Origin of the sequence: Phenylobacterium sp., assembly GCF_031181185.1 — a bacterium.
Lineage (GTDB): Bacteria > Pseudomonadota > Alphaproteobacteria > Caulobacterales > Caulobacteraceae > Phenylobacterium.
The window spans coordinates 1-10,825 of the sequence record NZ_JAPSKZ010000126.1; the positions used below are offsets into that span (position 1 = coordinate 1).

Annotated in this window: 14 protein-coding genes; 7 read left to right on the forward strand and 7 right to left on the reverse strand. The window is 71.1% G+C overall.

Annotated features, from left to right (window positions below):
- Nucleotides 1-643, forward strand: a 643-nt coding sequence (locus RIF93_RS14565; RefSeq protein WP_309092173.1) for a glycosyltransferase family 2 protein, incomplete at its 5' end; no start/stop codon positions are given.
- Here the strand turns inward: RIF93_RS14565 and RIF93_RS14570 are convergent.
- The 3 genes from RIF93_RS14570 to RIF93_RS14580 are packed head-to-tail and all read right to left on the reverse strand — an operon-like array spanning nucleotide 640 to nucleotide 3,778.
- Nucleotides 640-1,173, reverse strand: coding sequence for a hypothetical protein (locus tag RIF93_RS14570; RefSeq protein WP_309092174.1), 534 nt, complete (start codon nucleotides 1,171-1,173; stop codon nucleotides 640-642). The genes RIF93_RS14565 and RIF93_RS14570 overlap by 4 nt on opposite strands.
- Before the next feature lie 14 nt (nucleotides 1,174-1,187).
- Nucleotides 1,188-2,102, reverse strand: coding sequence for a hydroxymethylglutaryl-CoA lyase (locus tag RIF93_RS14575; protein ID WP_309092175.1), 915 nt, complete (start codon nucleotides 2,100-2,102; stop codon nucleotides 1,188-1,190).
- Nucleotides 2,099-3,778, reverse strand: coding sequence for a glycosyltransferase family 39 protein (locus RIF93_RS14580; protein ID WP_309092176.1), 1,680 nt, complete (start codon nucleotides 3,776-3,778; stop codon nucleotides 2,099-2,101). The genes RIF93_RS14575 and RIF93_RS14580 overlap by 4 nt, the downstream gene beginning before the upstream one ends.
- Nucleotides 3,779-3,821: 43 nt before the next feature.
- Here RIF93_RS14580 and RIF93_RS14585 point away from each other — a divergent pair, with 43 nt between their 5' ends.
- Nucleotides 3,822-4,547, forward strand: coding sequence for a glycosyltransferase family 2 protein (locus tag RIF93_RS14585; RefSeq protein ID WP_309092177.1), 726 nt, complete (start codon nucleotides 3,822-3,824; stop codon nucleotides 4,545-4,547).
- Here the strand turns inward: RIF93_RS14585 and RIF93_RS14590 are convergent.
- A complete protein-coding gene (locus tag RIF93_RS14590; protein WP_309092178.1) occupies nucleotides 4,544-4,945 on the reverse strand; it encodes an SRPBCC family protein in 402 nt (133 codons plus the stop codon). The two genes, RIF93_RS14585 and RIF93_RS14590, sit on opposite strands and share 4 nt — an antisense overlap.
- Nucleotides 4,946-5,150: 205 nt before the next feature.
- On the opposite strand from RIF93_RS14590, the gene RIF93_RS14595 reads away from it, so the two are divergent.
- Nucleotides 5,151-5,456: a helix-turn-helix transcriptional regulator gene (locus RIF93_RS14595; RefSeq protein ID WP_309092179.1), complete on the forward strand. Its 306-nt coding sequence runs from the start codon at nucleotides 5,151-5,153 to the stop codon at nucleotides 5,454-5,456.
- On the opposite strand, the gene RIF93_RS14600 is transcribed toward RIF93_RS14595, so the two are convergent.
- Nucleotides 5,453-5,776, reverse strand: coding sequence for a hypothetical protein (locus RIF93_RS14600; RefSeq protein WP_309092180.1), 324 nt, complete (start codon nucleotides 5,774-5,776; stop codon nucleotides 5,453-5,455). The genes RIF93_RS14595 and RIF93_RS14600 overlap by 4 nt on opposite strands.
- A gap of 34 nt (nucleotides 5,777-5,810) precedes the next feature.
- Nucleotides 5,811-6,431, reverse strand: a complete 621-nt coding sequence (phaR, locus tag RIF93_RS14605) for a polyhydroxyalkanoate synthesis repressor PhaR (RefSeq protein ID WP_309092181.1) — start codon at nucleotides 6,429-6,431, stop codon at nucleotides 5,811-5,813.
- A 180-nt stretch (nucleotides 6,432-6,611) separates the two neighbouring features.
- Between phaR and RIF93_RS14610 the strand changes: the two genes are divergently transcribed.
- Genes RIF93_RS14610 through RIF93_RS14620 form a run of 3 tightly spaced genes read left to right on the forward strand, consistent with a single transcriptional unit; the run spans nucleotide 6,612 to nucleotide 9,368 of the window.
- Nucleotides 6,612-7,787: an acetyl-CoA C-acetyltransferase gene (locus tag RIF93_RS14610; protein WP_309092182.1), complete on the forward strand. Its 1,176-nt coding sequence runs from the start codon at nucleotides 6,612-6,614 to the stop codon at nucleotides 7,785-7,787.
- Between the two features lie 38 nt (nucleotides 7,788-7,825).
- A complete protein-coding gene (locus tag RIF93_RS14615; protein WP_309092183.1) occupies nucleotides 7,826-8,551 on the forward strand; it encodes a beta-ketoacyl-ACP reductase in 726 nt (241 codons plus the stop codon).
- Nucleotides 8,552-8,606: 55 nt separating this feature from the next.
- Nucleotides 8,607-9,368 (forward strand): DUF4908 domain-containing protein, encoded by a 762-nt coding sequence (locus tag RIF93_RS14620; protein ID WP_309092184.1) that lies wholly within the window; start codon nucleotides 8,607-8,609, stop codon nucleotides 9,366-9,368.
- On the opposite strand, the gene gloB is transcribed toward RIF93_RS14620, so the two are convergent.
- Nucleotides 9,365-10,126, reverse strand: coding sequence for a hydroxyacylglutathione hydrolase (gloB, locus tag RIF93_RS14625; protein WP_309092185.1), 762 nt, complete (start codon nucleotides 10,124-10,126; stop codon nucleotides 9,365-9,367). The two genes, RIF93_RS14620 and gloB, sit on opposite strands and share 4 nt — an antisense overlap.
- A 79-nt stretch (nucleotides 10,127-10,205) precedes the next feature.
- Here gloB and RIF93_RS14630 point away from each other — a divergent pair.
- On the forward strand, nucleotides 10,206-10,825 hold a 620-nt coding region (locus tag RIF93_RS14630; RefSeq protein ID WP_309092186.1), incomplete at its 3' end, for a methyltransferase domain-containing protein.

Here is a 10,825-nt window from a genome sequence, read left to right on the forward strand (position 1 = left end):
TGCGCGCAACGCTGCGGGCGACCTGCTGGTGTTCCTGAACCCCGACGCCTTCCTGCAGCCGGGCTGCATCGCCGAACTCGTCCGCGAGATCGAGGGCCGCCCCGTGCCCTGCCTCGTCGGCGGGCGGATCCTGAACGCCGACCGCACCGAGCAGCGCGGCGCGCGGCGGGGCGAGATCACGCCGATGTCGGCGCTGCTGTCGCTGAGCACGTTGTCGAAGCTGATCCCCGGCTGGCGACGGTTCGAGGTGCACTGGGAGGACGAGACCGCGCCCGAGCAGGCGCAGTCGGTGCCGACCATCTCGGGCGCCTGCTTCTGCATGCGGCGCGACGACTTCGAGGCCGTGGGCGGTTTCGACGAAGGCTACTTCCTGCACGTCGAGGACGTGGACCTCTGCTGGCGAGTGCGTCGGCAGGGCGGCCAGGTGCTGTTCCATCCCAAGGCCGAGGTGGTCCACCTGGGCCACACCAGCCTGGCCAGCCCGCTGAAGGTGGAGTTCCACAAAGGCGTGGGCCTCGCGCGCTATTTCCGTAAGCGCGCCGACGGCCTGGGCGGCCGTGCGCTGGCCTGGCTGCTCTCGCCGCTGATCGTGGCCACGGCCCTGGTCCGGCCGATCGTCTGGCGGCTGAAGACCCGGCCCTAGGCGGGGTCCGGAAGACCGTTCGCCACCAACCAGCCGCCGGCGTAGCGCGGATCGTCGGTGACCTCACGCCCGGCGAAGTCGGGCGCATGGAAGGCCGCCAGCTGTTCGGCCGTCTCGAATTCCGCCTCGGCCAAGACGAGGCCGGCCAGCGGACCTTCGAACACATCCACCGACAGGGCGACGCCGCCTTCTGCACGCAGATGGTGGCGCACCTTCCGCAGGCGCTGGCCCGGCAGGTCGGCCAGCAGGGCGAACTCGGCCTCGCTGAGGTAGATGGACGTCAGCAGTCGCGTCCGCGCATCGACGTCGGCCTTCCGGCCGAGGCGGCGCATCGCCGGACCGCCGTCCAGCGGAAGGGCCTCCCGCAGGCGCAGCCGCGTTCCGGCGACATAGAGGTCGGCGATCGCCTCGGCGCGGACGATGCGCTCCAGGGGAACCTCTCGGCAGAGCCATCGGCGCTCGCGCTCGACCCAGGCGTACTTGAGCTTAGGCCAACCCAGGGCCGCGGCGGTGGCGGGGTCGATGTCCACCCGCCGCGCCCGCCTCAAGCCGACTCAGGCCGGGGGAGCGGGAACGGACCAGCCTTGCCGAGGGACGAGGCGGGCGGCTTGCCCAGCAGTCCCGACACCCACTGGCCGATGTCGATCAGCTTGCCGAGGTCGTAGCCGGTCTCAAAGCCGGCGCGCTCCAGCATGTAGACGAGGTCCTCGGTCCCGATGTTGCCCGTGGCGTTCGGTGCGAACGGGCAGCCGCCGAGGCCGCCGACGCTGGCGTCCAGGACGTCAACCCCGGCTTCGACGCCGGCCGCGGCGTTGGCCAGGCCGGTGTTGCGGGTATCATGGAAGTGTAACCGCAGCGGGATGCGGCCGGCCGCCTGGCGGGCCGCCTCGATCCGCCGGCGCACGGTCCAGGGATCGGCGACCCCGATGGTGTCGGCCAGCGCAATCTCGGCCACGCGCATGTCGGCGGCGGCGCGGACGATCTCGACCACCCGCTCCTCGGGCACCTCGCCGTCGAAGGGGCAGCCGAAGGCAACCGAGATCGTGACCGAGACCGGCGGGTCTTCCTTGCGGCGGGCGGCCATGATCGCCGCCAGCGTCTCGACCTGCTCGGCCGAGGAGGCGCCCTGGTTGCGGATGCCGAAGCCGTCGGTGGCGCAGACCACGACGTTGGCCTCGTCGCAGCCGGCGGCGACGCAGCGGTCCCAGCCCTTCTGGTTCAGCACCAGGCCGATGCGCGAGCGGGCGGGCGTCCTGGGCAGCACCGCCATGATCTCCTCGGCGCCGGCCATTTGCGGCACGCGGCGCGGATTGACGAAGGAGACGACCTCCATGCGGCGCGCGCCGGCGTCTTCCAGACGCCGGATCAGCTCCAGCTTCTGGTCGACCTCGAGCAGGGTCTTCTCGTTCTGCAGGCCGTCGCGGGGCCCGACCTCGACGATCTCGATGCGGCGGCTCATCGGAGCGGTTCCCTCGTCTGGACGGCCGGGACATAGACCCGAAGCGTCACGTCGTCCCCCTTGGAGTAGTTGAGGCCGTCGATCCGGGCCACTTCGCGCACGCCGACGGCGCGCGCGTCGAGGTGGCGGCGGAAGTCCGCCTCCTCGCGGGCCTCGACGATGGCGGGGCGGTTCTCGGCGATGGCCTGGGCGGCCTCGGCGGGGCCGTGGAGCTCGGTGGTGGTGCCCAGGGCAAAGACGAGGCTGGGCTCGGCGAAGCCGGCGACGGCGATGGGCGCCTCGGCCAACCCCTGCCGCGGCAGCAGCCGGGCGCGGTCCAGCGCCCTCTCCACCCGGGCCGAGATCCACAGCGGGTCGAGCCGCGGAACGAGGGCGGCGGCAAGCGCCGCGTGCCCCGCCACGCCGAGGACGAGGGCCGCGGCCACGCCGCCACGCGGGGCGCCTTTGATGGTCAGATAGCCGCCGACCAGCCCGGCGGCGATCAGGAGCACGGCGGTGAGCGCCGCCGCCCAGGCGTCGGCCGGGTCGCCATAGAGGCTGAGCAAGTAGATCACGCCGGCGGCGAGCGCGGCGCCCACGACGGCGGCCAGGATCGCGCCGATCCAGCGGACACGGGGGCCTAGCGGCTGGGCCAGGGCGGCGGCGGCCAGCCAGGCCAGAGCGCCATAGGCCGGCAAGGGATAGTGCGGCAGCTTGGTCGGAAGGGCCTCGAACATCAGCCAGGTCGGCAGCAGCCAGGCGATGGCGAAGCGCACGCCGGGCTCCGCCCGGCGCTTCCAGGCGACCACCAGCGCGGCCGGCAGCAGCAGGGTGATGGGGAAGGCCAGCAGGGGCGTCAGCAGGGTGTGGTAGCCGGGCGGCGCGCCGTGGGTCTCCTGGCCGCCCGCGAGCTTGGGCGCGAGATCGGCGCCGATGGCCTCGGTCCAGAACCCGCCGTCCGTGGCGACCGTGACGGCGCCGGCCCAGGGTCCGACGATGGCGGCCACGGCGATCATGCCCCACCACCAGCGCAGCTTTCCGATCCAGCGGGCGCGGCGGTCCCAGATGGCGAGCGCGATCAGGGCGAAGGCCACGACCAGCGGGCCGACGGGGCCCTTCACCAGGGTGGCGACGGCGAGGCCGCCCCAGAACAGCGGCAGGGTGCGCCTGCCGGCGGGCGGCCCGTCCCGGGCGGCGGCATAGAGCCTGCCGAGCGCGGCCATGGCCAAGGTGACGCAGCCGGCGAGCATGGCGTCGGTCTTGGCGATGAAGGCTTCCGTCGAGAGCAGGAAGGTCGCGCCCAGGAGGGCGCCCGCGGCCAGGCCCGCCGGCCCGCCGAAGAACGCCGCAGCCCCCCAGGCGCAGGCGGCGGCCGCCAGCATCGCCCCGAGCAGGGAGGGCAGGCGATAGGCCCAGATCTCGCGCGCCTCGGGATTCGAGACGAAGTCGACAGTCACGGCCTGCAGCCAGTGGATGCCGACCGGCTTCTTGAACCTCGGCTGGTCCTGGAACTGGATGACCACGTAGTCGCCGCTCTCCAGCATCTGGGCGGTGGCCTGGGCGAATCGCGACTCGTCGCGGTCCAGCGGCGGCACGGCCAGGAGACCGGGCAGGCCCGCCACAAAGGCGACGAAGGCGGCGGCGGCGGGGCCGCGCCAGCCGCGGCTCCAGGTGGCGATCAGGCGCTCGAGCGTCATTGCGCCTCTAGTAGCACGATCCTTCCTTCCGCTATGGGGGAGCATGGCGTCAGGCCCCGACATCTCCGTAGTTGTGCCCGTCTTCGACGAGGAAGGGGCCGCGCCGGCCCTGGCGCGCGAGATCGCCCGGGCGTTCGCCGGCCGCGATTTCGAGATCGTCTTTGTGGACGACGCCAGCCGCGACGGCACGCGCACGGCGCTGTCGGCGCTGAAGGCCGAAATCCCGCAGCTGCGCGTCGTGGCTCACCGCAAGAACGCCGGCCAGAGCCGCGCCATCCGCACCGGCGTGCTGGCCGCGCGCGCGCCGCTGATCGTCACCCTGGACGGGGACGGCCAGAACGACCCGGCGGACGGTCCCGCCCTGGCGGACGTGCTGGCGGCCGGACCGCCCGACCTCGCGATGGTCGGCGGCGAGCGGGTGAAGCGCCAGGACAGCCGGGCCAAGAAGATCGCCTCCAAGGTCGGCAACAGCGTCCGCAAGCGGCTGCTGAAGGACACCGCCAACGACACCGGCTGCGGCCTGAAGGCGTTCCGCCGGGAGGCGTTTCTCCGCCTGCCCTACTTCGACCACATGCACCGGTACCTGCCGGCGCTGATGATCCGCGAGGGCTTCCGCTCGGAGTTCCGGCCGGTCAATCACCGCCACCGCGAGACCGGCCGGTCGAAGTATACGAACCTCGGCCGGCTCTGGGCCTCGCTGTCGGACCTGCTTGGCGTGATGTGGCTGCAGTCCCGCTCCCGCGTCAGCGGCGGCTGGGACGAGGTCTAGGCCGGAACGCGGCCCAGCGTCGTCCTGGCGGCGGCGAGGCCGGCGTCCAGGCGCGGCTCCAGGAGTTCGGCGGCCGAGTCCGGAAGCACGTCGACCGTCCAGGTGAGGCGGCTGCGGCCGCCGCCGATGTCGCTGACCTGGAAGCTGGCGCTGTGGTGTTCGAATTGCTCGATCCGCACCGAATAGGCCAGGCGTCGGGCCTGCTGATCCAAGCCGAGGAAGGCTTCGAAGACCTCCAGCCCCTCGCCAAAGGTCACCATGCGGCCGCCGGGGACGAGCTTCACGTCGGTGACGAAGCCAGGGGCGAAGCGGCGGTGGACGGCGCCGAAGTCGGCGACGGCGTCCCAGACCGCATCAGCGGGGGCGTCGATCTCGATGGTCTTGATGAGGGTGGCCATGGGGAGGCTCCGTCTGAACTCGGGAGCCGAAGATCGCGCATCCCCCGGCGGATGGCTGGCGAGAAACGGACGTTGTCGGTCAGGTCAACGCCGTGAACATCAGGGTCACCAGGGCCAGGTCGAAGGTCTTCAGCGCGAATTGAATCATGGCCGGGCCCGTGGTCGAAGGTTGCGATCACGCTCCAAGCAAGTCCGGCGCCAGCCCATGGCTCTCTTCTTCGACGCGGAATGGTTCGACGCCCGGCTCGCGGAGCGGGGGCTTTCGCGCGACGTGCTCGCGGCGGTCGCTGGCCTGACGGCCGAAGAACTGACGCTCGTCTTCAAAGATCAGCGGGAACTTTCCGCCCGCGAGGTGGCGGCTTTTGCCGAGCTGCTGGGCGTGAGCGGCGCCGATGTGGCGGACCGCGCGGGCGTCTCGACGCCGTCGCCGGCAAGCGAGGATCGGCTGGCGGCGCTGGAGAAGCGGGTGGCGGCGCTGGAGGCGGAGGTCGCCCGCCTGCGTGGCGGCTAGACCTCGGTGCGGGCGTTGCGACCGACGCGGGCGCGGCGGTCCTTCGAGCCGGACCACTCGACCTTGTTGTAGGCGCCGCGGGCGGCCTCGATGTGGAGCGGACCCGCGCGCAGGCCGCGCTTCTGGCCGTCCTGGCCGATCAGCTGGGCGGCGAAGGCGGCGCCGGCGTCGCGGTCGTCGCGGGGACGAGGGTTTGCGGCCGGAATCACCGCTGGCAGGTTCACGGCGCGCGGTTCGGGGACGTCCTCCTGCGGGTCGTTGTCGGCCTTGAAGGCCTTGCCCACGAGGCTCGCGCGCCGGATGCGGTCAATTCGGGACATCATAAGCCTTCAACTGCAAAGGCTGCGCCAGGGTTCACGCCTTGGAGGCGAGCTTCTCGATCTGGGCCTGCATGTCGGCCATCTGCTTGCGCAGCTGCTCGAGGGCGTCGTCCGACGCAGGTTCGGCCTTGGCGGCGGGGGGCGGCGTCGGCTGCTCGGGCTTCTGGGCGTAGGCGAAGGGCGAGAACATCTTCATCGCCCGGTCAAACAGCTGCAGGTTCTGGCGGATCTGGTCCTCGTAGGCGCCGACGCCGCTGCCCATGCCGCCGCCCTGGAAGGCGGCCAGCTGACTGCGCAGCCGCTCCTGCTGCTGGGCGAAGGAGGCCAGCGACAGCTCCAGGTAGCTGGGCAGGAAGGCCTGCATCGAGTTGCCGTAGAAGCTGATCAGCTGGCGGAGGAACTGGATCGGCAAGAGGGACTGGCCCTGGCTCTTCTCCTCCTCCTCGAAGATGATCTGCGTGAGGACCGTGCGGGTGATGTCCTCGTTGGTCTTGGCGTCATAGACGACGAAGTCGACGCCCTTCTTCACCATGTCCGCCAGGTGCTCGAGCGTGACGTAACTGGAGGAGGCGGTGTTGTAGAGACGCCGGTTGGCGTACTTCTTGATGACGACGCGCTCGCCCTGGGCGGCGCCGGATTCCTGGGTGTCGGCCATCCCTGGTCCTTATGCGTAGACCAGCTTTCGACTGGCCTCGTTCTGCACCGCAGTATCGCGGATGCGAGCGCATAAGCAAATGTCATGGACTGATTCTGTGAAGCGCCCTTGCCGAGCGGCGCAGCCTTGCCGATAGAAGAGCCGGGCCGCGTTTCGATCCGTAGTCTTGGAGCCGCCGTCATGAGCGACATCGTCATCGTTTCCGCCGCCCGCACGCCCGTGGGCTCGTTCAACGGCGCACTCTCGAGCCTGCCCGCGCATGAGCTCGGCAAGGTGGCGATCCAGGCGGCGATCGAACGCGCGGGCGTGGCTGCGACGGACGTGGACGAGGTGATCATGGGCCAGGTGCTGCAGGCCGGCGCCGGCCAGGGTCCGGCCCGTCAGGCGGCGGTCGCCGCGGGGGTGCCGGTGGAAAGTCCCGCCTGGAGCCTGAACCAGCTGTGCGGCTCGGGCCTGCGCGCCGTGGCGCTCGCGGCCCAGCAGATCGCCGAAGGCTCGTCCAAGGTGGTGGTCGCCGGCGGCCAGGAAAGCATGAGCCAGTCCCCGCACGCGGCGAACCTGCGCAACGGGACCAAGATGGGCGAGCTGGGCCTCGTCGACACCATGCTGAAGGACGGCCTTTGGGACGCCTTCCACGGCTACCACATGGGCCAGACGGCCGAGAACATCGCCGCCCGCTGGCAGATCACCCGTGAGGATCAGGACCGGTTCGCGGTCACCTCACAGAACCGCGCCGAGGCGGCTCAGAAGGCGGGCAAGTTCGCCGACGAGATCGTCGCCGTGACGATCAAGGGGCGCAAGGGCGACACCGTCGTCGACCAGGACGAATACATCCGCCACGGCGTGACGCTGGAGAGCATCGCCGGGCTGAAGCCGGCCTTCACCAAGGACGGTTCGGTGACGGCCGCCAACGCCTCGGGCATCAACGACGGCGCCGCCGCCCTGGTGCTGATGAGCGCCGAGGAGGCCGCCCGGCGCGGGCTGAAGCCGCTGGCCCGCATCGCATCCTGGGCGCACGCGGGCGTGGATCCCGAGATCATGGGCACGGGCCCGATCCCGGCCAGCCGCAAGGCGCTGGAGAAGGCCGGCTGGAAGGTCGCCGACCTGGACCTGGTGGAGTCGAACGAGGCCTTCGCCGCCCAGTCGATCTGCGTGGTCCGCGAGCTGGGCCTCGATCCCGAGAAGGTCAATGTCAACGGCGGGGCCATCGCCATCGGCCATCCGATCGGCGCCTCCGGCGCGCGGGTGCTGACGACCCTGCTGCACGAGATGAAGCGCACCGAGGCGTCCAAGGGCCTGGCCACGCTGTGCGTCGGCGGCGGCATGGGCGTGGCGCTGTGCGTCGAGAAAATCTGAGCGGGACGCACAAGCCCCCGCCGTTAGGGAGGTGACGAATGGCCAGGGTTGCTCTGGTGACGGGCGGCACGCGCGGCATCGGCCGCGCCATCGTCGAGCGGCTCTGCGCCGACGGCTACAAGGTGGCCGCTGGCTACTCCGGCAATGACGAGGCGGCCTACGCCTGCGCCAAGTCGCTGGGCGTGATGGTCGTGAAGGGCAACGTCGGGGTCTTCGAGGACTGCCAGCGCGCGGTGCGCGAGGTGGAGGCCGAACTCGGGCCGGTCGACGTGCTGGTGAACAACGCCGGCATCACCCGCGACGGCTTCTTCCACAAGATGACGCCCGAGCAGTGGGGCGAGGTCATCCGGGTGAACATGGATTCGCTCTACAACATGACGCGCCAGGTGATCGAAGGCATGCGCGAGCGCGAGTGGGGCCGGATCATCAACATCAGCTCGATCAATGGCCAGAAGGGGCAACTGGGCCAGACCAACTATTCGGCGGCCAAGGCGGGCGTGATCGGCTTCACCAAGGCACTGGCGCTGGAGAACGCGCGCAAGGGCGTGACCGTGAACTGCGTGGCGCCTGGCTACGTTGACACAGAGATGGTGCAGGCGGTGCCGGCCAAGGTGCTGGAAGGGATCATCGCCCAGATCCCGGCAGGGCGGCTGGGCCGGGGGGATGAGATCGCCGACGCGGTCTCTTTCCTGGCGGGCGAGCGGGCAGGCTATGTCAATGGGACGACGCTTTCGCTGAATGGCGGCCAATACCTCGTCGGGTGAAAGCTCCACTCCCGTCCAAAAAGCGCCCCGATCCCGCGGCATCTGCTGGGTGGTCATGACGGGCGAGCCGACGGCGTCCAGGAAAAAGGTCATCGTGGCGCTGCTCGCAGCGCTGGCGGCCGGATTCGCGGCGCCGGCCGCGGCCCAGGAGGGGCTGCGCCAGGGCCTGTTCGGCAAGCACGGCGGTTCCGGCCGCGCCGCGGCCCCGCCCATCGCCCGCTACGTCTCGGAAGACGGCCAGGCCTTCGTGCTGGACCGCACCCATCCGCGCCCGCTGCTGAAATTCGAGGACAGCCCCGAGGTCTGGGCGCTGCAGCCCATGCCTGCGCCGCGCGGGGACGTGATCTACAAGAACGACCTGGGCGAGCCGGTGCTGCGCGCCACCCGCCTGGGCGGCGTCACCCTGTTCACCGACGCGCGGCCGGCGGGCGCGGCCGCGGCTCTCGCCGGCGACGGCCCTCCGCTGCGGCTTGCGCCGCTGGGCCCCCAGGCGCTGCTGGAGCGCCTCGCGCAGGCGAGTCTGCGGGCCAGCCGCGCCGCGCGGCGCACCATCCTGTTCGAGGCCGAGGCGACCCCGGCTTCCTCGGCCCTGATCGCCGACGCCGCGACCGTCACCAGCGTGGCCGTCGTGCGCATGTCCCGCCGCAAGGACGGCCGCGCCCTGCTGGCCCAGTTCCGCAAGGTGCTGCTGGTCGAGGGCAGGAAGGCTTCGGCGCACATCGACGACCAGGTGCTGAAGATCACGGTCGCGCCGTCTCAGGGCCTGGCGGGCCGGCCCTCGTCCGAACGGATCATCAAGACGGCGGCGAGCCGTTAGCCGCGGAAAACGTCCTTGGCCGCCCGCACCGCGGCGAAGGCCTTGAAGTCCGGTTCGCCCGCCGCGCCGACGCGCGCCGCCAGCACCGGCGCGCGCAGGAAGGGGTTCGTCGCCTTCTCCAGGCCGATGGTGGTGGGCACGGTGGGCTCGCCCCGCTCGCGCGCCGCGAAGATCGCCTCGGCCCGGGCCTTCAGGGCCGGATCGTCGTCGACCGACAGGGCAAAGCGGGCGTTCGAAGCGGTGTATTCGTGGGCGCAATAGACGGTGGTGTCGTCGGGCAGGGCGGTCAGCCGCTGCAGGCTGGTCCACATCTGCTCGGCGTCGCCCTCGAACAGCCGCCCGCAGCCCAGGGCGAACAGGGTGTCGCCGACGAAGGCGATGCGGTCGTCGGGGTCGTAGTAGGCCACATGCCCCAAGGTGTGGCCGCCGCTCTCGATCACCTGGAACCGGGTCTCGCCCAGCATCACCTCGTCGCCGCCCTTCACCTCCCGGTCCAGGGGGGCGATGCGGGTGACCTCCTTGGGACCCACGATCTTCGCGCCGGTGGCCTTCTGGATCTCTTCGTTGCCGCCGGCGTGGTCGGGATGCCAGTGGGTGTTGAGGATCAGGGCGAGCCGCCAGCCCAGCTTGTTCAGCTCCCGGAGGATGGCTCCGGACTCGGGCGTATCGATACAGGCCGCGAGGCCCGTGGCCTCGTCGCGGGCGAGGAAGCCATAGTTGTCCTCGAGGCATGGGAACTGGTGCACGGTCAACGGCATGGTCCAACTCCTTCAAGCCGGCGCTTGCGAACCGGTTTAGGCTGGTCGTAAGGCCTCGTCGAGCATGGGCCGGAGGCAGATGCGCAGGGACGTCCTCGAACTTCGGCAGTTCTACGCCTCGGACCTGGGCCGCGCCGCCCGGGCCATGGTCGAGCGCAAGCTCGTCGAGGCCTGGGGCGACGCCCACGGGCTGGATGTGCTGGTCCTGGGCTATGGCACCCCGTTCGTGAGCCCGTTCCGCAACGCCGCCCGTCGGGTGGTGGCGGCCATGCCCGCGCAGCAGGGCGTCGAGATCTGGCCGGTGGGCGGGCGCAACCTGGCGACGCTGACGCCCGAGGACAGCCTGCCGTTCCGCAACGCCCTGTTCGACCGGATACTGGTGGTGCACGCCATCGAGGAGAGCGCCGATCCAATAGGCCTGCTCAAGGAGGTCTGGCAGGTGCTGGCGCCGTCAGGGCGCGTGATCGTCACGGTCGCTTCCCGCAACGGGCTGTGGGCCAACACCGAGAAGACGCCCTTCGGCCACGGCCGGCCCTACAGCCGCGGGCAGCTCGCCGAGCTGTTGCGGGAAGCCGAGCTGGAGCCGTCCGGCTGGACGCGGGCGCTCTATGTGCCGCCCGTGAACTGGATGGCGCGCTGGGCGGAGGGGTTCGAGCAGGCGGGCTCCCGCCTGTGGCCGGGGTTCGCGGGCCTGGTGCT